The 23814-nt window shown below is 71.2% G+C and carries 23 protein-coding genes and 1 tRNA gene; 9 read left to right on the forward strand and 15 right to left on the reverse strand.

Going from position 1 to position 23814, the window contains the following annotated elements; genetic code table 11:
- Nucleotides 1–256 precede the first annotated feature (256 nt).
- The 13 genes from RMT89_RS14510 to galU form a co-directional block, all read right to left on the reverse strand.
- Nucleotides 257–1306: a beta-ketoacyl synthase N-terminal-like domain-containing protein gene (locus RMT89_RS14510; RefSeq protein WP_315884158.1), complete on the reverse strand. Its 1050-nt coding sequence runs from the start codon at nt 1304–1306 to the stop codon at nt 257–259.
- Entirely contained in the window at nt 1303–2478 is a 1176-nt protein-coding gene (locus tag RMT89_RS14515; RefSeq protein ID WP_315884159.1) for a beta-ketoacyl synthase N-terminal-like domain-containing protein, read from the reverse strand. Before RMT89_RS14515 ends, RMT89_RS14510 begins: the two co-directional genes overlap by 4 nt.
- Nucleotides 2475–3725: a beta-ketoacyl-[acyl-carrier-protein] synthase family protein gene (locus tag RMT89_RS14520; protein ID WP_315884160.1), complete on the reverse strand. Its 1251-nt coding sequence runs from the start codon at nt 3723–3725 to the stop codon at nt 2475–2477. Before RMT89_RS14520 ends, RMT89_RS14515 begins: the two co-directional genes overlap by 4 nt.
- A 34-nt stretch (nt 3726–3759) precedes the next feature.
- On the reverse strand, nt 3760–4029 hold the full coding sequence (locus RMT89_RS14525; protein WP_315884161.1) for an acyl carrier protein: 270 nt from the start codon (nt 4027–4029) through the stop codon (nt 3760–3762).
- A 143-nt stretch (nt 4030–4172) separates the two neighbouring features.
- Nucleotides 4173–5204 (reverse strand): helix-turn-helix transcriptional regulator, encoded by a 1032-nt coding sequence (locus tag RMT89_RS14530; protein WP_315884162.1) that lies wholly within the window; start codon nt 5202–5204, stop codon nt 4173–4175.
- Nucleotides 5205–5377: 173 nt separating this feature from the next.
- Nucleotides 5378–5554: a hypothetical protein gene (locus RMT89_RS14535; RefSeq protein ID WP_315884163.1), complete on the reverse strand. Its 177-nt coding sequence runs from the start codon at nt 5552–5554 to the stop codon at nt 5378–5380.
- Nucleotides 5555–5944: 390 nt separating this feature from the next.
- Nucleotides 5945–6018: transfer RNA gene (locus tag RMT89_RS14540), tRNA-Ala, on the reverse strand.
- Nucleotides 6019–6122: 104 nt separating this feature from the next.
- Nucleotides 6123–7358, reverse strand: coding sequence for a gephyrin-like molybdotransferase receptor GlpR (gene glpR, locus RMT89_RS14545; RefSeq protein ID WP_315884164.1), 1236 nt, complete (start codon nt 7356–7358; stop codon nt 6123–6125).
- 176 nt (nt 7359–7534) lie between these two features.
- Nucleotides 7535–8170 carry a GNAT family protein gene (locus RMT89_RS14550; protein ID WP_315884262.1) on the reverse strand — a complete coding sequence of 212 codons (636 nt, stop codon included), beginning with the start codon at nt 8168–8170 and terminating at the stop codon, nt 7535–7537.
- Nucleotides 8167–8673 carry a molybdenum cofactor synthesis domain-containing protein gene (locus tag RMT89_RS14555; RefSeq protein ID WP_315884165.1) on the reverse strand — a complete coding sequence of 169 codons (507 nt, stop codon included), beginning with the start codon at nt 8671–8673 and terminating at the stop codon, nt 8167–8169. The genes RMT89_RS14550 and RMT89_RS14555 overlap by 4 nt, the downstream gene beginning before the upstream one ends.
- Nucleotides 8670–9149 (reverse strand): cyclic pyranopterin monophosphate synthase MoaC, encoded by a 480-nt coding sequence (gene moaC / locus RMT89_RS14560; RefSeq protein WP_315884166.1) that lies wholly within the window; start codon nt 9147–9149, stop codon nt 8670–8672. The genes RMT89_RS14555 and moaC overlap by 4 nt, the downstream gene beginning before the upstream one ends.
- 117 nt (nt 9150–9266) lie before the next feature.
- The gene (glp, locus tag RMT89_RS14565; RefSeq protein WP_315884167.1) at nt 9267–10589 is read right to left on the reverse strand and encodes a gephyrin-like molybdotransferase Glp; all 1323 of its coding nucleotides are present in this window, start codon (nt 10587–10589) and stop codon (nt 9267–9269) included.
- Nucleotides 10590–10594: 5 nt separating this feature from the next.
- Nucleotides 10595–11497, reverse strand: a complete 903-nt coding sequence (gene galU, locus RMT89_RS14570) for a UTP--glucose-1-phosphate uridylyltransferase GalU (RefSeq protein ID WP_315884168.1) — start codon at nt 11495–11497, stop codon at nt 10595–10597.
- Between the two features lie 93 nt (nt 11498–11590).
- On the opposite strand from galU, the gene RMT89_RS14575 reads away from it, so the two are divergent.
- Nucleotides 11591–12211 (forward strand): 5-formyltetrahydrofolate cyclo-ligase, encoded by a 621-nt coding sequence (locus RMT89_RS14575; RefSeq protein WP_315884169.1) that lies wholly within the window; start codon nt 11591–11593, stop codon nt 12209–12211.
- A 76-nt stretch (nt 12212–12287) separates the two neighbouring features.
- Here the strand turns inward: RMT89_RS14575 and RMT89_RS14580 are convergent, their stop codons facing one another.
- Entirely contained in the window at nt 12288–15044 is a 2757-nt protein-coding gene (locus RMT89_RS14580; RefSeq protein ID WP_315884170.1) for a penicillin acylase family protein, read from the reverse strand.
- A 237-nt stretch (nt 15045–15281) separates the two neighbouring features.
- Here RMT89_RS14580 and RMT89_RS14585 point away from each other — a divergent pair, with 237 nt between their 5' ends.
- From RMT89_RS14585 to mscL, 6 genes are all read left to right on the forward strand, one after another.
- Complete coding sequence (locus tag RMT89_RS14585; RefSeq protein WP_315884171.1) at nt 15282–16844, forward strand: potassium/proton antiporter; 1563 nt, start codon at nt 15282–15284, stop codon at nt 16842–16844.
- A gap of 279 nt (nt 16845–17123) precedes the next feature.
- A complete protein-coding gene (locus tag RMT89_RS14590) occupies nt 17124–18416 on the forward strand; it encodes an MFS transporter (RefSeq protein ID WP_315884172.1) in 1293 nt (430 codons plus the stop codon).
- A gap of 67 nt (nt 18417–18483) precedes the next feature.
- Nucleotides 18484–18789 (forward strand): FmdB family zinc ribbon protein, encoded by a 306-nt coding sequence (locus RMT89_RS14595; protein WP_315884173.1) that lies wholly within the window; start codon nt 18484–18486, stop codon nt 18787–18789.
- 99 nt (nt 18790–18888) lie between these two features.
- Nucleotides 18889–19722, forward strand: a complete 834-nt coding sequence (locus RMT89_RS14600; protein ID WP_315884174.1) for an S-methyl-5'-thioadenosine phosphorylase — start codon at nt 18889–18891, stop codon at nt 19720–19722.
- A gap of 176 nt (nt 19723–19898) precedes the next feature.
- Nucleotides 19899–20465, forward strand: coding sequence for a hypothetical protein (locus tag RMT89_RS14605; RefSeq protein WP_399498140.1), 567 nt, complete (start codon nt 19899–19901; stop codon nt 20463–20465).
- A gap of 138 nt (nt 20466–20603) precedes the next feature.
- On the forward strand, nt 20604–21080 hold the full coding sequence (gene mscL, locus RMT89_RS14610; protein WP_315884176.1) for a large conductance mechanosensitive channel protein MscL: 477 nt from the start codon (nt 20604–20606) through the stop codon (nt 21078–21080).
- A 48-nt stretch (nt 21081–21128) separates the two neighbouring features.
- On the opposite strand, the gene RMT89_RS14615 is transcribed toward mscL, so the two are convergent.
- Entirely contained in the window at nt 21129–21311 is a 183-nt protein-coding gene (locus RMT89_RS14615) for a hypothetical protein (RefSeq protein WP_315884177.1), read from the reverse strand.
- 142 nt (nt 21312–21453) lie between these two features.
- On the opposite strand from RMT89_RS14615, the gene RMT89_RS14620 reads away from it, so the two are divergent.
- Together RMT89_RS14620 and RMT89_RS14625 are read left to right on the forward strand one after the other, a co-directional pair.
- Nucleotides 21454–22701 carry a low temperature requirement protein A gene (locus RMT89_RS14620; protein ID WP_315884178.1) on the forward strand — a complete coding sequence of 416 codons (1248 nt, stop codon included), beginning with the start codon at nt 21454–21456 and terminating at the stop codon, nt 22699–22701.
- 40 nt (nt 22702–22741) lie between these two features.
- On the forward strand, nt 22742–23782 hold the full coding sequence (locus RMT89_RS14625; protein WP_315884179.1) for a P1 family peptidase: 1041 nt from the start codon (nt 22742–22744) through the stop codon (nt 23780–23782).
- The last annotated feature ends 32 nt before the right edge of the window (nt 23783–23814 follow it).

Below are 23814 nucleotides of genomic sequence, written 5' to 3' on the forward strand. Positions count from 1 at the left end.
CGCGCGGCAGGCCCGGCCGCCGTGGCACGGTCCCCCGAGCCAGGCACAAGCCCACCAGCCCGCGCCCCGCACGCACCGCCCTGCCGGGGGCGCGCAACCTGCTCCGCGCGCTGTGGGCTCACGCCGCGCGCCGCAGAGCCGTCGGCTCGCACGCCGTCCTCGCCAGTCGCACCCTGATCAGGGCGCGCACTCCGCTCCGCGCTCGCGCCGGAGCCGGCATCGTGCGCTGTGCCCGCAGTCGGTACGCCCTGCGCGCTCATGCCGCACTGCCCGCCACCGCGAGCGCCTCCGGTGCCGTCAGCAGCAGGGCCGCGCCCGCGTCGTCGCCGCCGGCGTCGCCCGTGCCCGCGCTGACGAGGACCGTGTCCTCGTGCTCCGCGAGCCAGACGGCGGCCGTCGCGCACTGCAGCACGCCCAGCGCGCCGGACGACGGGCCGTACAGGGCGGAGAGGTCGTGGACGGGGACCGAACCGGCGGACGCCCCGAGCGCGGGCGCCGGGGCGCGAAGCCCGGCGGGATGCTCCGGTACGCACCACAGCCCCACCGGCCCGGGCCGCAGCGCCCGTACCTCCGCGACGGCGGCGGCGTGATCGCCCCGGCGCGCGTACGGCCCGAGCACCGCCAGCGCCCGCACCCCGCGCGCCTCGGCCGACGCGAGCGACTCGACGACCAGCGCGGCCGCCCCGTCGAAGAGCTCCGGCGCCCCGTCCGTGCCGTCGGCGCCGTCCGGGTCCGGTGTCCGCGTGACATGCCGTACGGCCGCGTTGTCCGGCTCGACCCCGACGACGAGCACCCGCTCCACCCGCCCGGCGGCGACCAGCAGCCGGGCCCAGTTCACGGCGTCGAGCCCGGAGGTCGGCCCGTTGCACAGCGTCAGGTTGGCGCCGCGCAGCCCGTGCGTGATGGCCACCCAGGAGGCGACCACATTGCTGGAGGTGGCCGGCAGCAGCATCGGGCTGGTCCCCAGATACGTCGACTCGGCGATCGTCCGCACCGTCTCGCAGACGGTGTCGCAGTTGCCGTAGTTGGTGCTGGCGACGACCCCGACACTCTCGCCCGGCACCGTCACCTCCCCGGCACCGTCGAGCAGTCCGGCCGCGTCCAGCGCGTCCCGCGCCGCGGCCATGGCCAGTTTCGTGGCCCGGTCCTTGTAGCGCAGCCCGCGCCCGGTGAGCCGGGAGACGGGATCGGCCGCCGACCGGTGCCCCGCGGGCAGCGGACCGAGCAGTCCACCCGGCCCGTCCAGACCTCGTACGGCCGTACCGAGCCCGGTGATCACGGTCCGCGCCGTGTTTGCGGCACTCAACTGCCCGCTCCTTCCCGTACCGAGTCCACGAGCTCCACGACAGCGACCGCGTTGAGCCCGCCGAAGCCGAAGGAGTCGATCTGCGCGATCCGCAACGGCCCGTCCGCCCGCTCGGCGACCCCGCGCACGAGCCGGAACCCGGCCACGGCCTCCACGGGATCGTCCAGATACACGGTCGGCGGCACCGTCCCGCCGCGCAGCACGTCCACCGCCGCGACCAGGCTGTGCAGCCCGGACGCCCCCGCGGTGTGCCCGGTCATCGACTTGATCGCCGTCATGTACGGCGAGGGTTCGACGCCCGCGAACACCGCGCCGAGCGCCGTCGATTCGGCCTCGTCGTTCAGCGGCGTCCCCGTGCCGTGCAGCATCACCAGGTCGATGTCGGCCGGCCGTACGCCCGCCCTCTCGTGCGCCTCGCGCACCGCGGCGGTGATGTTCTTCGCGTCCGGCGCGGAGGGATGATGGGCATCGCAGTTGACGGCGACGCCCCGCACGCGCGCGTGCACCCGCCCCGCCGCCCCGGGCCCGTCGCTCTCCCGGCGCAGCACCACGGCCACCGCACCCTCGCCCTGGAGCATCCCGCGCCGGGCCCGGTCGAAGGGCCGTACCCGGTCGGGCGCCTCGGGGTAGCAGCGGTCCAGCAGCCCGTACGTGCTCTCGCTGATGGTGTCGACCCCGGCGACGACGACGGTGTCCGCCGCCCCCAGTTCCAGCAGATCGGTGCCGAGCGCCAGCGTGTACAGCGAGGCCGAACAGGCGTTGGCCACGGTGTGCGTGTCCGCGGCCCCGAACCGGCGCCGCAGCATGGTGCCGAAGTGCAGGTCGGCCGCGTCGAAGGGCACCTTGTCCCGCCAGGACAGCTCCACCGAGCGCAGCTCGCGCAAGGTGGTGCCGACCAGCACCGGCACCCCGGACAGGTCGTCCCCGAGCCCGGCGTCCGCCGCGGCCGCCGCGACGGCCTGCTCCAGCCAACGGGTCGCCCGCAGCGGCACATCCACGCCCGGCGCCGGCCGGTCGTCGATCTCGTACGCCACCTGCGCCCTGAACTTCTCCCGGTCGTACCCGCGCAACGGCCCGAGGCCACTGCGCCCGGCGACCAGCGAGTCGAAGATCTCCTCGACGCTGCCGCCGATGCTGGCGACGGCGCCCATCCCGGTCACGATCCAGCTCATGCCGCACCCACCGCTGCACCCCGGTACGCCCCGAGGATCAGCACGGCGTTGTTGCCGCCGAAGGCGAGCGCGTTGTTCTGTACGACGTTCAGCTCCGCCTCGACCGCCTCGTTGGGCACGCAGTCCACCCCGCACTCGGGGTCGGTCTCCCGGTGGTTGACCGTCGGCGGGATGAATCCCTCGGTGAGCGCGAGCGCGCAGGCCGCCGCGGCGACCGCGCTGGCGGCGCCCATGCTGTGGCCGATCATCGACTTGATGGAGACGGTGCGCGGCATGGCGTCCGCGCCGAACACCTGGCGGATGGCGCCCGCCTCGGTGATGTCGTTGGCCTTCGTCCCGGTGCCGTGCGCGGAGACGAAGTCGACCTGATCCGGCGTCACCCCCGCGTTGCGGTGCGCGATACGGATCGTGCGGGCGATGCTGTCCTGGTCCGGGGCGACGGGATGCAGGGCGTCGCAGGCCAGGCCGTACCCCAGCACCTCGGCGTAGATGCGCGCACCGCGGGCGAGCGCCGACTCCAGGCTCTCCATGAGGAGGATGCCCGCGCCCTCGCCGGTCAGGATGCCCTCGCGGTCCTTGTCGAAGGGCCGGCACACCTCGGGGGCGATGGTGCCGAGCCGGTAGAAGCCGGTGAAGGTCTTGCGGCAGGCCGCGTCGGCGCCCCCGCACAGGGCGACGTCCACGTCCCCGCTGCGGATGGCGTCATAGCCGTAGCCGACGGCGTAGTTGCCCGCCGCGCACGCGGTCGGAATGGTGACGGCCTCGACGTCCTCCAGTTCCAGCTCACGCACGATCCCGGCGGACAGGCGTCCGGCGGGGATGCGCCGGGCGACGGTCGGCTCGTACTCCTCGGGCCCGCTGTCCAGGCTCGCGGCGACGAGCTGGTCGAGGTCGCGGGACTCGCCGTCCGTGGTGCCGACGGACACCAGGGAGCGGCGGGCCCTCACGTCCGCGACGCTCAGACCCGCGTCCTGGACCGCCATCCTGGCGGCCGCCACCGAGAACTGGCTCGCCCGGCCCAGCTCCTCGGGAGACTGCCGGGTGACCCACTGCTCCGGCTCGAAGTCGGTGACCTCGCAGCCGTTGGCGTGGGCGAAGCCGGTCGTGTCGAACGCGGTGATCGGTTTGACGCCGCTGCGTCCCGCCCGGAGGCCGGCGGTGAAGGCCTCCACACCGATGCCGATGCTGGTGACCACGCCGAGTCCGGTGATGACCACCCGGCGCCCTGTGTTGCTCGAAGCGTTCATCGAAGCTCACCCATCTGACGGTCGGGACGGCAGATCAGTTCTGGGCGGCCTCGGCGACCACGACGTAGACGCCCTCCAGGTTGACCATGCGGCTGAGCTCGGCCTGGTCGATGGTGACGTTCTGGGTGCGCTCCAGCGCGGCGAGGATCTCGATGGCACGCAGCGAGTCCGCGTCGTGCTCCTCCTTGAAGAGGCTGGTCTCGGTGACCTCGTCCTCGTCGATCTCAAGGATGTCGCAGACGATCTCCTTGATCTCCTGCTTGCGGGCCGCGTCCAGAACGGTCGTCACGTTCGCGTTGGGCATCTCGACTCCAATGAGGGATCGGTATCGGAGTCCGGGTCCGGTGACTCGGTCCTCCATGCGTTGATCCGAGAGTGGAATCGACCGCTATACGAGGCCTATACGGTGTCTTCGCGAGACGGGCGCCGGGGCATCGCCCCGTACGGCTACACAGCCGTACTGCTGCTCTCCGGCTCCGCGCCCTCCAGCCAGCCGAGCTGCGCGGCCCGCAGTCCCGCCTGGAAGCGGCTACGGGCGCCGAGCCGCCCCATGAGCTCGGCGGTGATACGCCGCCCGGTCCGCACCGAGACGCCGAGCTTGCGGGCGACCACCTCGTCGGTGAGCCCCTCACCGAGCAGCCGCAGCACGGCCTGCTCCTGCCCGGACAGCTCCTCGCCACCGCGGTCCCGTGGTTGCGGCCGCCCCCCGCTGAAGGGCAGCGCGTTCTCCCACACCCGCTCGAAGAGCTCACCCAGGATCGTGATGATCCCCCGCCCGTGCAGGACGAGCGCGCCCGCGGCCGAGGCGTCGGGATCGATCGGCAGCACCGCGCGCATACGGTCGAACAGCAGCATCCGCGACGGCAACGACGCCGTCGTACGCACCTGATCACCGTGCGAGTGCAGCCAGCGCAGATGCTCGACCGTCGCGGGGTCGTTGTAAACGCTGTCCAGGTAAATGCTGCGCATCACCACGCCGCGCTGGGCGAGCTTCTCGCACAACGGCCGGCTCGCCTCCCGGCTGGCCTCCGTCTGGGGGCCACCCGTGGCGAAAGCGAGAAGCTCCGTTTCGCATTCCTGAGTGAATTCCTCGATGCGCGTACGGATTTCATCGATTCCGATGAGCCGCTCGATGACGGTGTTGCGCTGCCGCTGCTGGGCCGCGGTGTACTCGTCGATGAACCGGGCCACTTCGAGGCGCGCCTCGGCTATCCGCTTCTGCCGCTCCAGGAATTCGTTCTCCTGGCGGGTGAGCAGGGCCTGGAGGCCGACCTCCGGGCTTACGACGCGCAGTTCGCCGGGCGCGTCCCAGGACGGTTTGATGAGCGCAAGTCGTACACATTCGTCGAGGGCCGATCTGACCAGCTCGGGCTGCCAGCCCAGGTTCGCCACCAGATCGTCAAGGCTGAAATCCGGCCTCTTGAGCATGGCCCGGTAGACCTCGGCCGCATGGGCCCCCAACCCCAGCGGTTCCAGCACGCACGCCCCCTCGCCTCCGTGATGCAGCCGTCAGCTCTCGGCCAATTATGTGGAGGGAGAAACGGTTCCGCAATGAATGCGTGATCAAACCGGGCAGTAACAAAGGACCCACCCCCGAGGGATGGGTCCTTTTCAGACAAGCTTGGCCGAAATCTTACTCGACCGGGCAGAAATCAGCCCCAAATGGGGTCTGCACCTTCGGTCTCGGGCGCCGTCCCCCAGATCGGGTCCTTGAGCGCCCCGACCGACGAGCCCCCGCCCGCGGTCCCGGCCGCCGTGCTCTCCACACCGACGCCGACGAGGACGAGACCCAGAGCGACGACCACGGCACGCAGCAGATTCTTGCCCATGAAAATAATTCCCCCTCGGAATTATGAATTCCCCATTTGGTCCCCCCGGCCGACTTCCCGTCGCCCGGTGATTAAATTCTGGAGGAGCACCCCACGGATCACCAGGAAAAAGGAATGCAGGGACCTGCGCTGGCAGGGTGCTGACAGCGGAACCGCCCGTCCCACTTGCCGGGCCCGCCCCCTGAGCTGCACCGCGGCCCACCAGACACCCACCCGCCGGGCTCCGCCCCCGTGCGGGGGCACCGGACGCGCCCGCGCATCCCCGGTGGGCGGTGCAGCATGATGCCACCTGACCCCACGTCAGCCACCTGGGCAAAAAAGATCCCGCCCGATCAACCGATCGGACGGGATCTCATCAACTGCCTGATTCCTCAGGGGCAGTTGTTGCGGTGGACCTGAGGGGATTTGAACCCCTGGCCCCCTCGATGCGAACGAGGTGCGCTACCGGACTGCGCCACAGGCCCTTGCAACGAGTGAAACTCTAGCATCCCGGTCCGCCCGCTTGGAAATCCGTTCCCGGCCGGGCATCCGGCCCGGTGCGGTGGGGGTGCGGGCGCCTCGGGGCCGCCTACTCGTTGGCCGCCCGCGGCCGCCCGCCATCGTCGTACTGGTCGAACAACGGCGTGCGTCCACGCTCGCGTGCCCGCCGGGCGGACGCCGCCCGGCGGGCGTCACTGCGCCCGCCGCCGTCCGCCCTGTCCTCACCGTCGTCCGTTTCCGTCGGCTCGCCCGCGGCGGCGCGGGACTCCGCCTCCCGCTCCGGCGCGACCGCACTGGAACGCGCCGAGCTCCATGTGTCGGGCGCCCCCAGATCCACATGCGCCGTGGCCCGCGGCGCGACCGGCGCGGTCACATAGGTGGGCAACGGCACCGGCACCGGATCCCAGCTGTCGCCCTGCCCCGGCCGCCGCTGACGCTCGCGCTGCTGATCGACCCACTCGGCGTGATCGGTCTGCTCGACGAGCGCCCGCCGGTCCGCGGCGAGCGCCGACAGCCCCGGGTCGGTCTGTGATCCGGGGCCTTCGTGGGGCTCCTCTGCGTCCGCGCCGGCTTCGGCGGGCATACGCCGGCGCGGCTGGCGCGCACGCTCCCTGAGCCGCTGCGCGGCGGCTTCGGCTCGGCGGCGGTCCATCTGGTACGCGAAACGGCGGCGCTCCTGGGAGCGCAGATACGCGATGTACGCGCTGAGCATGACGGCGGGCGCACCCGGCGCCCACAGGAACGCGAGCCCTCCGACGGCGGCGACGATCGCGCCGAGCGTGAAGGCGAGGAAGAGCATCACGGTGGTGCGCCGACGGCGCGCGAGCGCCTTCATGCGCCGGGCGCGCGCGGCGGCCGCTTCCGCGGCGGGCGTGGGAGGCGTGCGCCGTGCGGCCGGGACCGGTTTCTGCGCCGTCTGCGCCTTCTGGGACTGCTGCGCCGGCGCGGGTCCGGCTCCGGGCGCCGGCGCGGCCGCTTGCGCGCGCGCCGGTTCGGACCGCTCCTTGTCCTCCGTGCGCGCCGGCACCGCCGCCTGCGCCTGTGGGCGCGTCGGAGGCATGGCGAAGGCCCGGACGTCCACCGATGCGGTGACGCCGTCCGGGTCGTCGGCGCTGGGCTCCCCCTCGTCGGCGGAGCGCGCGCGCAGGTCCTTGGCATACCGGCGCTCCATCCCCGCCCGTCCGGACAGCAACCGGATGGCTGTGCTGAAGCGTTCCGTCGGACGGGCCTCGTTCAGCTCGTCCTGCCTACGGAGCCACATCGGCACCAAGTAGGCGGCCCAGGCCCCGACAATGACTGCGTAGATGAGGCCGCTGCTGCTCACGCCTCACACGGTAGAGGGGTTTGCGTGAGGCCATCTGCCAATTGAGCCGGTGTGTCGCACGATCTGGCTGATATTTCGAAATTTTTTTGTGACCGATGCGATCAGCAGGCCGCAGAGGATGCGAATTCAGGGCTACGAGACGGTCGCGAGGCGATCAATTTCGAACGTTTATTCAATTACCCGGGCTGCGCGGGGTTCCCCCGGGAGTGTGCCCGGTGCCAGCGGTTCAGCAACCCGTCGGGCACCTCTTCCGCTGTGAGCGCGAACACGAGATGGTCGCGCCAGGCCCCGTCGATGTGGAGATAACGGGGCCGCAGCCCCTCCTCACGGAATCCGAGTTTCTCCACCACCCGGCGGCTCGGCCCGTTCTCCGGACGAATGCAGACCTCGATGCGGTGGAGTCCGACGGTGCGGAAGCAGTGGTCCGCGACGAGCGCCACGGCCGTCGGCATCACCCCGCGGCCGGCCACCGCCTCGTCCACCCAGTAGCCGACGTGCCCCGAGCACATCGAGCCCCAGGTGATCCCGGCGACCGTCAACTGCCCGACCAGCCGCCCCTGGTACTCGATGACGAACGGCAGCATGCGGCCCGCGTTCGCCTCGGAGCGCAGATGCCGGACCATCTGGCGGTAGGTCGGCCGGTGCGCGATCGGCCCGCTGGGCGTGGGCGGCGGAATGGTCGCCTCCCAGGGCCGCAGCCAGTCCCGGTTGCGCCGGTTGACCTCACGCCAGGCCCGCTGGTCACGAAGCTTTATCGGCCGGAGGACGACATCGCCGTCCGCCAGTACCGCGGGCCAGGATGGGCTGTTCAGCTCGCACCCCCACTGCCCGGGCCGGGTCTGGGGTGATCGCCGCCGCGGATCTGGTCGACGGCGTGGACCAGCAGGGGCTCCAGGACCGCGAGACCGTCCTTCACACCGCCGGTGGAACCCGGCAGATTGACGATCAGCGTGCTGCCCGCCACCCCGCCAAGGCCCCGGGAGAGCGCGGCGGTCGGCACCTTCTCGCGTCCGAACGCCCTGATGGCCTCCGCGATGCCGGGCACCTCGTAGTCGATCACCTTGCGGGTCGCCTCGGGCGTGCGGTCGGTCGGCGAGACGCCGGTGCCGCCGGTGGTGACGACGACGTCGTACCCGGCCTCCACGGCGGCGCGCAGCGCGGCCTCCACGGGGTCACCGTCCGGCACGATCTGCGGGCCGTCGACGTCGAAGCCGAAGCCCTTGAGGCCGTCCGAGACCAGCGGGCCGCCCTTGTCCTCGTAGACCCCGGCGGCGGCCCGGTTGGAGGCGGTGACGACCAGCGCGCGATATGTCATGCCCGGCTCCAGTCGCCCGACTTGCCGCCCGTCTTCTCCTCCACCCGTACGTCGGTGATGACCGCTCCCTTGTCGACCGCCTTGACCATGTCGATCACGGTGAGCGCGGCGACGGAGACCGCGGTGAGGGCCTCCATCTCGACGCCCGTGCGGTCCGTGGTCTTGACGGTGGCCTGGATCTCCACGGCATCGTCCGCGACCGACAGATCCAGTTTCACACCCGACACCGACAACGGGTGGCACAGCGGGATCAGGTCCGGGGTGCGCTTGGCGCCCATGATGCCCGCGATCCGCGCGGTGGCCAGCGCGTCGCCCTTGGGGACGCCCTCGCCGCGCAGCAGTTCGATCACCCGGGGGGAGACCAGGACGCGCCCGCTCGCGCGAGCGGTGCGCGCGGTCACGTCCTTGCCGGATACGTCGACCATGCGGGCCGCGCCCGCCTCGTCGATGTGCGTCAGTCGGTCCTGCGTACTCATGCTGTGTGGCGCTCCCGGTCCGGGCCCGTGGCGGTGCGGCGCTGGGCCTGCTGTGCGCGACACGGTACCGCCAAGTCGGCGCGCGCACCGGAGCAGGACCGGCGCACGCGCGTGCGCTCAGCCGAGCAGCACGACCTCGACCTCGGCGCCGGGCTCGACGGACTCGGTGTCCTCGGGGACGACGATCAGCGCGTCGGCGTGCGCGAGGGCGGCGACCAGGTGCGATCCGGCCCCGCCGACCGGGGTCACGGCGCCGTCGGCGTATGTCCCGCGCAGGAACTGCCGGCGCCCCTTCGGCGAGGTCAGCGCCTTGTCGGCCGTGAAAGTCGCGGTCGTGCGCGGCCGGTGGACGTCCTCCAGGCCCATCAGCGCGCGGATCGCGGGACGCACGAACAGCTCGAAGGAGACGTACGACGACACGGGGTTTCCGGGGAGGGCCAGCAGCGGGGTGTGGTCGGGGCCGATGGAGCCGAAGCCCTGGGGCTTGCCGGGCTGCATGGCGAGCTTGCGGAAGTCGATGCCGCTGCCCGCCTCGTCCTCGTCGCCGACGGACTGCAGCGCCTCCTTGACGACGTCGTACGCCCCGACGCTCACCCCGCCGGTGGTGACCATGAGGTCGGCGCGCACCAGCTGGTCCTCGATGGTGGAGCGCAGCGTCTCGGCGTCGTCGGCGACGGCGCCCACGCGGTAGGCGATGGCGCCGGCGTCCCGCGCGGCCGCCGTGAGGGCGAAGCTGTTGGAGTCGTAGATCTGGCCGCTGCGCAACTGCTGGTCGGGCTGGACGAGTTCGCTGCCGGTGGACATCACGACCACCCGCGGGCGCGGGCGTACGCGTACCGTGCCGCGGCCGATCGCGGCGAGCAGGGCGATCTGCGGCGGGCCGAGGACGGTGCCGGCCTCCAGGGCACGGTCACCGGCCTTCACGTCGCTGCCCTTGGCGCGCACGTGCGCGCGTGCCTCGGCGGGCCGGTACACATGCACATACCCGGAGGCGCCCTCGGGGGCGAGACTGCGGGCGCGCATCCCGGCCACCGGTCCCTCGCCGAGGCCTCCATCGGTCCATTCGACGGGTACGACCGTCTCCGCGCCGGGCGGCAGCGGGGCGCCGGTCATGATGCGGGCGGCCTGGCCGGGGCCGACGTGCAGCAGCTCCGCCTGGCCCGCGGCGACGTCCCCGACGACCTCCAGGACCGCCGGGAACTCCTCGCTCGCGCCCGCGACATCGGCGACCCGCACCGCGTACCCGTCCATGGAGCTGTTGTCGAACGGCGGCAGGGACACCGGCACCGTGACGTCCTCGACCAGGACGCAGCCCTGGGCGTCGAGGAGTTGCAGCTCGATGGGTTCGAGGGGACGGACGGTCGCGAGGATGTCCTCCAGGTGTTCGTCCACCGACCAGAGGTGGTCCCGGCCTGTGGTGCGGGGCGCGGCGCTGCTCAAAGTGGCTACATCTCCTCGGCTACGTAACTGCGAAGCCAGGTCCGGAAGTCCGGGCCCAGGTCTTCACGTTCGCATGCGAGCCTGACAATGGCACGCAGGTAGTCGCCACGGTCACCGGTGTCATAGCGGCGGCCCTTGAAGACGACGCCGTGCACCGGGCCGCCGACCTTCTCGTCCTCGGCGAGCTGCTGGAGGGCGTCGGTGAGCTGGATCTCACCGCCGCGACCGGGCTCGGTCTTGCGGAGTATGTCGAAGATGTGCGGGTCGAGGACATAGCGGCCGATGATCGCGTAGTTCGACGGGGCGTCCGCGGCGTCGGGCTTCTCGACCATGCCGGTCACCTTGACGACGTCGCCGTCCTCGGTGGCCTCCACCGCGGCGCAGCCGTAGAGGTGGATCTGCTCGGGAGCGACCTCCATGAGCGCGATGACGCTGCCGCCGCGCTGCTCCTGGACCTCGACCATGCGCGCGAGCAGCGGGTCGCGCGGGTCGATGAGGTCGTCGCCGAGGAGCACCGCGAAGGGCTCGTGGCCGACGTGCGGGGCCGCGCACAGCACCGCGTGGCCGAGCCCCTTGGGGTCGCCCTGGCGCACGTAGTGCATGGTGGCGAGGTCGCTGGACTCCTGCACCTTGGCGAGCCGGCCGGCGTCGCCCTTCTTCTGAAGGGCGGACTCCAGCTCGTAGTTGCGGTCGAAGTGGTCCTCAAGGGGGCGCTTGTTGCGGCCGGTGATCATGAGGACGTCGTCGAGGCCCGCGGAGACGGCCTCCTCGACCACATACTGGATCGCCGGCTTGTCGACGACCGGCAGCATCTCCTTGGGAGTGGCCTTGGTGGCCGGCAGGAACCGGGTGCCGAGACCTGCTGCGGGAATGACAGCCTTGCTGATCCGAGGGTGCGACTGAGTCATGCCCGCAACCTTATCCGGTGCCTTTGTAGGGAATCTGTGGCTCCGGTTAATTGGCTCTCATATGAGCGTATTGAAAGGGTACGGGTACGACCATTGAGTCAGATCGGACGTCCGGCTGAGCCTGACAAGCGAACGTTGCGGCGAGAGTTCCTCGCGGTGAGGAACAGGTTGACGGCTGATGACGTGCGGGAGGCGGCGGTCGCGCTGGCGGGGCGGGCGCTGGAGCTGCCCGAGCTGGCGCGGGCGCGCACGGTGGCGGCGTACGTCTCCGTGGGGAGCGAACCGGGCACGCTCGCGCTGCTGGACGCGCTGCGCGCGCGGAGCGTGCACGTCCTGCTCCCCGCGCTCCTGCCGGACAACGACCTCGACTGGGGCGCCTACACCGGCGAGGACTCCCTCGCACCGGTCCAACACGGCGGAAGGATGGCGCTCTTCGAGCCCATCGGCCAACGCCTCGGACCGGACGCCGTGACCACCGCGGACGTGGTGCTGCTGCCGGGCCTCGCGGTGGACGCGCGCGGGATGCGCCTGGGGCGCGGCGGGGGCTCGTACGACCGTGTGCTCGCGCGCCTGGAGCGCGCGGACGTGCACCCCGCGCTGGTGGTGCTGCTGTACGACGCGGAGGTCGTCGAGCGCGTCCCGGCCGAGGCGCACGACCGGCCGGTGCACGCGGTGGTGACGCCGTCGGGCGTACGCCGCTTCCGGGCGGCCTGAGACGGCTCCTCCCCCCATGCGAAAGGGCCCTTCACGCGCGTGTGAAGGGCCCTTTCGTGCGTTCACCGTGACCGGCTCACGGCTTCAGCACCAGGGTGTCGCTCGTGCTCTTGTCGACCGCGCCGTCGGAGAAGGACCAGTCCAGCAGCTCGCCGTCGGCCCACTTGTCCGTCTGGTCGGTGTAGTGGGCGTTGTAGGCGTGCCCGGAGGCGCCGGTGAGGTTGATCCACTTCGACTTGTCGAGGTTGCCGAGGTTGACCACCATCCGCATCGACGGCACCCAGACGACGCCGTAGCCGCCGGCGGCGTTCCAGCCGGTGGCGTTGACCGTCGCCTCGCCGCCGCTGAGCCTCCAGGGGCCGCGGTTGAGGGCGTACTGCAGGAAGCCGGGGCCGTCGGTGCCGAGGGTCTGGTTCTTCAGGAACAGGCGGTGCAGCCGGCCCCAGCTCCAGGTGTCGATGTCCTTGCCGAGCTTGGCCGTCAGCTCCCAGCGGGCGTCGATCATGGCGCGCTCGAACAGCTCGTCACGGTTGTCGGCCTTGGGGCGGGTGCCCGACTTGGGGGTCTTCCACCAGTCGCTGTCCTCGTCGTCCATGAGGCCCCGGACGACCTCGAACCAGCGGTCACCGCCGTCCGGCTGCGCCTGGTCGGCGTCGCGCTGGCCGCACTCGCGGACATCCTCGGTCTCGTCCGCCGGGCCCGTGGTGTTGACCGGTTCGACCCACAGGCACTGGCCCTTGACCCGCAGCTCCTTGGGCAGCTTGTTGCCGAAGGCGAGCTTGAGGATGTTGCGCCAGACCGAGTTGAAGTAGGCGGCGGCCGCCGAGTCGGCGTCCTGGGTGTAGTCCCAGCCCTCCAGGAGCTTCTGCGCCTCGCGGACGTCCTTGTCGGCGATGTCGATCTCCAGCAGCTTCGGCACCAGCAGCTTGGCGATCTCGCTGCTGTTGTCGAGCTGCATCTGACGCATGTCGTCGGTGGAGATCTTGCCGCCGTCGTCGATCTTCGACTTGATCAGGTCGGTGATGCGCTGGCTGCGCGTGCCGTAACCCCAGTCCCCGGTGAGGGTGTAGGGGTACTTGTCCTTGTCGATCACGGCCTGGTTGGCGGTGACGATGTACCCGCGCGCGGGGTCGAACTCGAAGGGCAGCTCGTCCTGCGGGATGTAGCCGGTCCAGCGGTACTTGGAGTCCCAGCCGGGCTGCGGGACGGAGCCGTCGACGTTCTCCGCGCGCCTGGGGATCTTTCCGGGCAGGGTGTAGCCGATGTGGCCCTCGGTGTCGGCGTAGACGAGGTTCTGCGAGGGCACGTCGAACAGGGCGGCGGCGGCGCGGAAGTCGCTCCAGTTCGCGGCCTTGTTCATCGCGAAGACGGCGTCCATGGAGGTGCCGGGGTCCAGGGCGGTCCAGCGCAGGGAGATGCCGTAGCCGTCGCCGCGGTCGGGTGCGGAGGTGTCGACGGTGGCCTTCTTGCCGACCTTCACCAGTTCGTCGCTGCGGTCGGAGAGCAGGGGCCCGTTGTTCGTCTCGCGGACGACGATCTTCTTGGACGCGCCGCCGGCGACCTTGATGGTCTCCTCGCGCGTCTTGAAGGGCTTGACCTTGCCGTCGTACTGGTAGCCGCTGCCGGTGAGCTTCTCCAGGTAGAGGTCGGTGACGTCGACCCCGGAGTTGGTCATGCCCCAGGAGATGTTCTGGTTGTGGCCGATGACCACACCGGGCAGACCGGCGAACGTGTAACCGCTGACGTTGTACTGGCACTTGCTGGAGACGCTGCGGCAGTGCAGGCCCATCTGGTACCAGACGGACGGCAACGACGCCGACAGGTGCGGGTCGTTGGCCAGCAGCGGCTTGCCGGTGATGGTGTGATCGCCGGAGACGACCCAGGAGTTGGAGCCGATGCCGTTGCCGTTCACGCCGACGGCCGTGGGCAGGTCCTCCAGGACGCCGTAGAGGCCCGAGAGCTGGCTCTGCAGGCCCGTGGCGCCGCTCGTGGACGCTCCCGCCGTGGAGGTGCCGTCGGAGGACGCGCTGCCGGTGGAGGCGCCGCCCTGCTCGAACGTCCCGGTGAGCTCGTCGTACTGGCCCTCCTGGACGATCGCCTTGTTGCGGTCGTACGGATACTGCGGATAGAGGTCCTTGACCTGCTGCGGGCCCAGACGACTGGTCATCAGGGCGCGGTCGATCTCGTCCTGCATGTTGCCGCGCAGGTCCCAGGCCATCGCCTTCAGCCACGAGACCGAGTCGACCGGGGTCCACTCCGCGGGCTTGTAGTCGTTGGCGAAACCGAGGGCGGCGTACTCCAGGGAGAGCTCCTCGCCTTCCTTGCCTTCCAGGTAGGCGTTGACTCCCTTGGCGTAGGCCTGGAGGTACTTCTTGGTGGCGTCCGACAGCTTGCTGTCGTACTCCTCCTTGGCGATGCGGTCCCAGCCCAGGGTGCGCAGGAACTCGTCGTTGTCGACCTGGCTCTTGCCGAACATCTCCGACAGGCGCCCGGACGTCATGTGACGGCGCACGTCCATCTCGTAGAACCGGTCCTGCGCCTGGACGAAGCCCTGCGCCATGAACAGGTCCTCGTCGGAGGAGGCGTAGATCTGCGGGATGCCGTAGCCGTCGCGCTTCACGTCGACCGGGCCCGACAGGCCGTCGAGCGTGATCGAACCCTTGGTCTGCGGGAACGAGGCACGGACCGTACTGATGGACCAGTACGTCCCGTACGCGACGCCTCCGATCATGGCCAGCACCAGGACGAGGACGATCAGGCGGGCTCTGCGCCCCTTCTTCCTGCCGGACTTGCCGGGCTGCTGACCCGTAGAGGCGGTGGTGTTGGGGGGCATCGCTGTCCTTGCTGTCCTAACGCGAGCGGCAGGCGGGCTTATCCATTTGACTGAGCGCTGGAGCAACCATAGGCGCAGGGCCCCCTGCCCCTTGACCCGGAGTGGGGAACCACGGCGCACGAGCGTTCGATCACGCCCGGCGAACGTCAAGAAATCGTCAAGAGTTAGGTAAGGTAACGAAGTAGTCGGGTACGGAGTCAGCCACTTCGTGTCCTATGTACGTGAGCTCACGCGCGCGTGCCCGTGAGCCAGGGAAGGGAACGGCCGCTGACTGTCCACGACCTCAACCAGCTACTGCTCATCTGCTCGCTCGTCCTGCTCGTCGCCGTCGCAGCGGTCCGGATCTCCTCGCGCAGCGGGCTCCCCAGCCTGCTCGTATACCTGGGCATCGGCATCGCCATGGGCCAGGACGGCATCGGCGACATCAAGTTCAACAATGCCGAGCTGACGCAGGTCATCGGGTACGCGGCCCTGGTCGTGATCCTCGCCGAGGGTGGTCTGGGCACGAAGTGGAAGGAGATCAAGCCGGCCCTTCCGGCCGCCTCCGCGCTGGCACTGGCGGGCGTCACGGTGAGCGTCGGCGTGACGGCGGCAGCCGCGCACTACCTGACCGGTCTCGAATGGCGCCAGGCGCTCATCGTCGGGGCCGTCGTGTCCTCCACGGACGCGGCCGCGGTCTTCTCCGTGCTGCGCAAAATCCCCCTTCCCGCGCGCGTGACGGGCACCTTGGAGGCGGAGTCCGGCTTCAACGACGCCCCCGTGGTCATCCTGGTGGTCGCCTTCTCGCACGCCGGTCCCGTCGAGCACTGGTACGTCCTGGTCGGCGAGATAGCGCTGGAGCTGGCCATCGGTGCCGCCATCGGCATCGCGGTGGGCTTCCTGGGCTCCTGGGGCCTGCGCCATGTGGCACTGCCCGCCTCCGGCCTCTACCCGATCGCCGTCATGGCCATCGCCGTCGCGGCGTACGCGGTCGGCGCCATCGCCCACGGCAGCGGCTTCCTGGCGGTCTACCTCGCCTCCATGGTGATGGGCAACGCCAGGCTGCCCCACTGGCCGGCCACCCGCGGCTTCGCCGACGGGCTCGGCTGGCTGGCCCAGATCGGCATGTTCGTCCTGCTCGGCCTCCTGGTCACCCCGCACGAGCTGGGCGACGACATCCTGCCCGCCCTCGTCATCGGCCTGGTGCTGACGATGATCGCGCGCCCGCTGAGCGTGGTGCTCTGCCTGACGCCGTTCCGGGTGCCGTGGCAGGAACAGACGCTGATGTCCTGGGCCGGCCTGCGCGGCGCCGTCCCCATCATCCTGGCGACGATCCCGATGGTCGGCGGTGTCGAGGACAGCCGCCGGATCTTCAACATCGTCTTCGTCCTGGTCGTCGTCTACACCCTCGTCCAGGGACCGACACTGCCCTGGCTCGCCCGCAAGCTGCGGCTCGGCGAGGACGCGGAGGCCGCCGCCGACCTCGGCATCGAGTCGGCGCCACTGGAGCGGCTGCGGGGCCACCTGCTGTCGGTCACGATCCCCGTGGGCTCGAAGATGCACGGCGTCGAGATCAACGAGCTCCGGCTGCCCGCCGGCGCCGCGGTCACCCTGGTCGTGCGGGACGGCAAATCGTTCGTGCCGCTGCCCACGACGGTGCTGCGACGCGGGGACGAGCTGCTCGTGGTCGCCACGGATCCGGTACGGGACGCGGCGGAGCGGCGCCTTCGGGCGGTGGGACGCGGGGGCAAGCTGGCCGGGTGGCTGGGGGCGAACGGCGAGGGCGGGGAGCCGGGCGCGGGGGGCGCCCCCCTTCGTTAAGGGCGCGTTTCGTACCGTTCACGCCTCATTCATTCACAGGCGCTGCGGCGACGTGGTGCTCATTTTCACAGGTGCACCAGCCGTTGATCCCTGTACGATGAAGGCGCACTTTGATCGAACCAACTCTGCCTGACGCAGAGCTGGCGCCGACCGTATGGCGGCCGGGACGCTCCCGCAGCGGGCGCCGGTATCTACCGCAGTTCCGCGCAAGAGGACAGCTCTCGGCGCCGCCCCCCATCCGCAGGGGCCGCGCTACCAGGCGGCAGAAAGGCACGGGCCGTGGAATCCACGGTCACCACCGAGCCGTCGAAGACCTCGCCGGCTTCCTCCCGCCCGGGATACGGACAGCTGCTGCGCACCCGCGGCGCCTGGACGTTTCTGCTCCCCGGCTTCGCCGCGCGCCAGCCGTTCGCGATGCTCACCATCTCCATCGTGCTGCTCGTGCAGCACACCACCGGCTCCTACGGCGCCGCGGGCGCCGTCGCGGCCGTCACCGGCGTCTCCATGGCGCTGTTCGCGCCCTGCACCGGGCGCCTCGCCGACCGGTACGGGCAGCGTGCGGTCCTGATCCCCGGCGTGCTGGTGCACACGCTGGCGGGTCTGACCCTGACGGCGCTCGCGCTGGCGGACGCGCCCCTGTGGGCGCTGTTCGTGGCGGCCGTGCCCACCGGCGCCTCGGTTCCGCAGGTCGGTCCGATGGTCCGCGCCCGCTGGGGCGTGAAGCTCCAGGGCTCGCCCCTCATGACCACCGCGGCGGCCTTCGAGTCCGTCACCGACGAGCTGACCTTCGTCGTGGGCCCGCTGCTCGCCACCGCCCTGTGCACCGCCGTCGACCCGGCCGCCGGCCTGATCACGGAGGCCGCGCTGACGCTGATCGGCGGTCTGCTGTTCGCCGCGCAGAGAAGCACGCAGCCCTCCGTCGCCGTCGACGGGCACACACGCGTGCAGCACACCTCCGCGCTGAGCATCCCCGGGGTGCGCGTGCTGATCGTGACCTTCCTGGGCATCGGTGCCGTCTTCGGCGGCATGCAGGTGTCCCTGGCCGCGTTCACCGAGTCGATCGGCGAGCCGGGTCTGAACGGCGTCCTGTACGGCGTCTTCGCCGCCGGCAACATGATCTCCGGCATCGTCTGCGGCGCCATCGCGTGGAAGGTGGCCCCGCAGCGGCGCCTCGTCATCGGCTACGCCGCCCTCGCGCTCGCCGCGTCCGGTCTGTGGGCCGCGCACTCCGTGCTCGTCCTGGCCGGCCTCGGCCTGCTCGTCGGCATGTGCATCGCGCCCGCCCTGATCACCGGTTACACGCTGGTGGAGGGCCTGGTCCCGGCCGGCGCCCGCACCGAGGCCTTCACCTGGCTCACCGGCGCGGTGGCGCTCGGCCAGGCGGCCGCCGTCACGGTCGCCGGACAGCTGGAGGACCGCTTCCGGGACGGCGCCGGATTCCTGGTGCCGATGGGCGGCACGCTGCTCGCCCTGGCCACGCTCCTGGCCCTGCGTTCCCGGCTGGTGGCGCGCCCGCGCAGCCGTACCGTCGCACGTGGCGTCGGTCACCGAGTGCCGGTGACGGTGGACTGATCCCGGGGAATACGTCACTATGGATCGTCGTTAGCACTCATTGAGTGAGAGTGCCAGGAGGAAGACAGTGCCGACCTACCAGTACCAGTGCACCGCGTGCGGCGAGGGCCTTGAGGCGGTGCAGAAGTTCACCGACGACGCCCTCACCGAGTGCCCCAGCTGCAGTGGCCGCCTGAAGAAGGTGTTCTCCGCGGTCGGCATCGTCTTCAAGGGCTCCGGCTTCTACCGCAACGACAGCCGCGGCTCCTCGTCGAGCAGCTCGCCGGCGTCGTCGTCGAAGTCGGCCTCTTCCTCGACGTCCTCCACCTCGACGTCCTCGGACTCGAAGCCGTCGGGCTCGGGTACCTCGACCAGCAGCAGCTCCGCCGCGTAGCGCTTCGCTCACGGGACCCCGCCGTCGTAGGACGGTGGGGTTCTCCGCGTTCGCCGTAGCCCCTCTCGGCCGTGAACGGCCGCCAGCTACTGTGACCGCATGGCGAACGCAGAGATCGGTGTAATCGGCGGCTCCGGCTTCTACTCGTTCCTCGACGACGTGACCGAGATCCAGGTCGAGACCCCGTACGGGCCGCCCAGCGACTCCCTCTTCCTCGGCGAGATCGCCGGGCGGCGGGTCGCCTTCCTGCCCCGGCACGGGCGCGGCCACCATCTGCCGCCGCACCGGATCAACTACCGGGCCAATCTGTGGGCGCTGCGGTCGGTGGGTGTGCGCCAGGTGCTGGGTCCGTGCGCGGTGGGGGGCCTGCGCCCCGAGTACGGTCCGGGCACGCTCCTGGTGCCGGACCAGCTGGTCGACCGTACGAAGTCCCGGGCGGCGTCCTACTTCGACGGGCTGCCGTTGCCCGGCGGCGCCGTGCCGAACGTGGTGCATGTGTCGCTGGCCGACCCGTACTGCCCGGCCGGAAGGGCGGCCGCGCTGAAGGCGGCGCGCGGGCGGGACTGGGAGCCTGTGGACGGCGGCACGCTGGTCGTGATCGAGGGGCCGCGCTTCTCCACCCGTGCCGAATCGTTGTGGCACCAGGCGCAGGGCTGGTCGGTGGTGGGCATGACCGGTCATCCCGAGGCGGCGCTCGCCCGTGAACTCGAACTCTGCTACACGTCGATGACGCTGGTCACCGACCTCGACGCGGGCGCCGAGACCGGCGAGGGCGTCTCGCACGACGAGGTGCTGCGGGTCTTCGCGGCCAACGTGGACCGGCTGCGGGGCGTGCTCTTCGACGCGGTGGCCGCGCTGCCCTCGAACGAGGAGCGGGACTGCCTGTGCACGTCCGCGCTCGGCGGGATGGACCCCGGGTTCGAGCTGCCGTAGGGCCGCGGGCCGCGGGTCCCCTGTGGATCCGCGGGGCGCATCTCCTGGGCGGAACCTCCCCTTCGGGTGAGGGAGTTGTCCACACCCTGCCGGTCGTCCACCGGCCTCAGCGGGCGGCGGCGCGAAGCCTCATCGTGGGTTCGCAAGCCGTTCCCTCGTGGCAGGTGGTGGTTCCCATGTCCTTCGGTCCGTCTCCGACTCCTTCCCGCTTCTCACCCGCGTCCGCCGCTCCCCTTCCTCCGCGCCCGCTCGGCACGGACGCTCCTCCGACGTGCGAGGTGCCGCACTTCGCGCCGGTGCGGGTGCGCGGCGGGCGGTTCCAGCTGCGCGGGCTCGTACGGCATCGACGGCGGGCCGTGGCCGCGGGGCTCGCGGTCACGGCGGCGGCGCTGGTGGCGGCGGGCCCGCGGGACACCGACCGTGCGCGCGGGCATCCGGCGGCGGAGCCCGTACGCGAGCGGCGCGCCGTCGAGATGGTGACGGCGCCGGTGCGGATCGCCGACGGGGCCACGGTGCGGCTGCTGCGGCCCGGTGACCGAGTGGACGTGATCGCGGCCGAGGAGACGGCGGCGGGCGGGGACGCGCGCGTGGTCGCGCGCGGGGTGCGGGTGACGAAGGTGCCCGAGGCCCTGGACGACGCGGTGGACGGCGGCGCGCTGGTCGTGCTCACGGTGCCGCGTTCCACGGCGGCCCGTCTCGTGGGCGCGAGTGCGACGGCACGACTGGCGGTGACACTGTGCTGAGCCGTGTCTTCCGCCTGGTGCGTGACTGCTTGTCAAGTCGCATGATCGAGCTACCGGATTGGACAGGGCGGCCCAGCCCTGACGTAGGTTGCGGAGCGGTCTGTTCCCCAACTTGCGCGTGCGAGGAGAGTCCCCGAGGTGAGCGAGAAGAAGGAACCGAGCATCCTGGACGGCTTCAAGGCCTTCCTGATGCGCGGGAACGTCGTCGATCTGGCAGTAGCGGTGGTCATCGGCGCCGCCTTCACCAACATCGTCAACTCGGTGGTGAGGGGCGTCATCAACCCGTTCGTCGGGGCGATCGGGACCAAGAACCTCGACAGTTACAGCTCGTGTCTGAAGGGCCCCTGCGAGAAGGCCGCGGACGGCACGGTCACGAGCGGCGTGATGATCCTGTGGGGCTCGGTCCTGGGGGCGACGCTCAGCTTCGTGATCACCGCGGCGGTGGTCTACTTCCTGATGGTGCTGCCGATGTCGAAGTATCTGGCACGCCAGGAGGCCCGCCGGAAGGCGAAGGAAGGCACCCACGAGGTCATCGAGGTGACCGAGCTGGAGGTGCTGAAGGAGATCCGCGACGCGCTGGTCGCGCAGCGCGGCTCGGGCCACAACCAGTCGTAACCGCGCTCGAAGGGGCTCTGCGGCGAGGTGCCCACCGGCCCGCCGGACTCAGATGTGGTGGGGCGGCTTCTCGTCGAGGAAGCGCTTCAGATCGGCCGCGCTGTCGCTCGTGGCGCTCGGCCGCTCGCCCCACCCGCGGTCCGTGTCGTCCGAGGACTGCTGGTCCAGCGGGTCGTCGAAGATCAGCGCAGCCTTCGGCTCGCGCGGCTCGGGATCGGGGGCGGTGTCCATGCCTCAAGGGTACGGCCCTGGCGGCGTCGGCAGCGGCGGGCCGTCCGGGGGCTCGGACCGCGTACGGTCCGTGCGCCGAGAGGACACCCTGCCCCCTCTCCCAGCGCGCCAATCCGGCGTCTCATCTGCTGTGCTTGGACTCATGACGTCCAGCTCGGCACACGCGTCCGCCTCGCCCGGCACGCCCGGAAGCAACGGCCCTCTGCGCAGACTCACGGCCCGGGGCCGCGACGAGGCGCACCGCGCCTCCACACCACTTGAGCTCTTCTTCGACCTGTGCTTCGTCGTGGCCATCGCGCAGGCCGGAGTGCAGCTGGTGCGCTCCGTGGCCGAGGCGCACGCCGGCGAGGGCATCCTCGACTACGCGATGGTCTTCTTCGCCATCTGGTGGGCCTGGATGAACTTCACCTGGTTCGCCTCCGCCTACGACAACGACGACGCGCTCTACCGGGTCGTCACCCTGGTGCAGATGGCCGGTGTGCTGGTGCTCGCGGCCGGGGTGTCCAAGGCGTTCGACGACCACGAGTTCCTGGCCGTCTGGCTGGGCTACTTGATCATGCGGCTCGCGATGACGGCCCAGTGGCTGCGCGCGGCACGCTCCAGTCAGGGACCCGCGAGAACGACGGCCCTGCGGTACGCCGCCGGCGTGTTCCTGTGCCAGATCGGCTGGCTGGGGCTGCTGATCCTGCCCGAGGGCGGCAGGCCCTGGCTGTTCCTGGTGATGGCGATCGTGGAGATGTGCGTGCCGGCGTACGCGGAGAAGGACCACGCCACGTCCTGGCATCCACGCCATATCGCCGAACGGTACGGCCTGTTCACGATCATTGTGCTCGGCGAGACGATCGCCGCCGCCACGGTCGCCGTGAAGACCGCCCTCGACGAGAACGACGTGCTCGGCGAACTGCTGCCGATCGCCGCGGGCGGACTCCTGATCATCTTCTCGGCCTGGTGGATCTACTTCGTGGTGCCGATCCACGGTCATCTGCGCTCCAACCGGCAGTCCTTCCTCTGGGGCTACGGCCACTACCTGATCTTCGCGTCGGCGGCCGCGATCGGCGCCGGCCTGGAGGTGGCGGTCGAGCAGGCCGTCGGCAAGGCGCACATCTCCACGCTGTCCGCGTCGGCCGCGGTGACCCTGCCGACGGCGCTGTACCTGCTCACGGTGTGGGCGCTGCACTCACGTCACTTCAAGTACGGCATCGCCCAGCAGCTCGTGCTGCCGACGACGGCGCTGCTCGTCATCGCCTGCACCTTCCTCGGCAACTGGGCGGTGCTCGCGGCGGGGATCGTCTCGGCTCTCGCGGTGGCGACCGGGACGACACTGACGGCACGCATGACCGCGCGGGAGCGCCGGACCGCGGCGGGCCCGGCGGCGACTCCGACCGGCTGATGTCACCGGGCCGCGCCCGCGGCTGGACGACACTGGCTCCATGACAGTTGACGCATTGACGGATGTCGCCGGCGTGCGCGTGGGGCACGCGACGCGCACCGGCGACGGTTGGCTCACCGGCACCACTGTCGTCCTCGCCCCGCGGGGCGGGGCCGTCGCCGCGGTGGATGTGCGGGGCGGCGGCCCCGGCACCAAGGAGACCGACGCCCTCGATCCGCGCAACCTCGTGCAGAAGGTCGAGGCGATCGTCCTGACCGGGGGCAGCGCGTACGGGCTCGACGCGGCCTCCGGTGTGATGGCCTGGCTGGAGGAGCAGGGGCGCGGGGTGCGCGTCGGGCCGGATCCGGCGCATGTCGTGCCCGTGGTGCCCGCGGCGTGCGTTTTCGACCTGGGGCGGGGCGGCGACTTCCGGGCCCGGCCGGATGCGGCGACGGGGCGCGCGGCGGTCGAGGAGGCAGCGGCGAGCGCGGTGGGCGCCGGGGTGCGGGAAGGGTGCGTCGGCGCCGGTGCCGGGGCGGTGCTCGGGGCGCTGAAGGGCGGGGTCGGGACGGCGAGCGTGGTGCTCGACTCGGGGGTCACCGTGGGCGCGCTGGTGGTGGCGAACGCGGTGGGAAGCGCGATGGATCCGGAAACCGGTGTGCTGTACGGCGAGTTGTTCCAGGGGCGTGTGGAGTATCCGGGGGCGCGCGTGCACGAGGCCGCGCGGCTGCGCCTCGCCGAGACCTCGTCGAAGAACGCGCCTCCCCCGCTGAACACGACGCTCGCCGTCGTCGCCACCGACGCGGACCTGTCCAAGGCGCAGGCGCAGAAGCTGGCCGGCACGGCGCACGACGGCATCGCGCGCGCCGTACGGCCGGTGCATCTGCTCAACGACGGCGACACGGTGTTCGCGCTGGCGACGGGTGCGCGCACGCTCGATACCGCGAGCCCGCTCGCGCTGAACGACATCCTCGCCGCGGGCGCGGATGCGGTGACGCGCGCGATCGTGCGCGCGGTGCGCGCCGCGGAGTCCGTGGACGGGCCGGGTGGGGTGTGGCCGTCGTACGGCGAGTTGTACGGGGGTGGTGCCGCGGGGGCCTGAGCGGCGCAAGGTGCTCCCGCTCCGCCACCTCC

Origin of the sequence: Streptomyces sp. P17 (assembly GCF_032436805.1) — a bacterium.
In the GTDB taxonomy this organism is placed as follows: domain Bacteria; phylum Actinomycetota; class Actinomycetes; order Streptomycetales; family Streptomycetaceae; genus Streptomyces.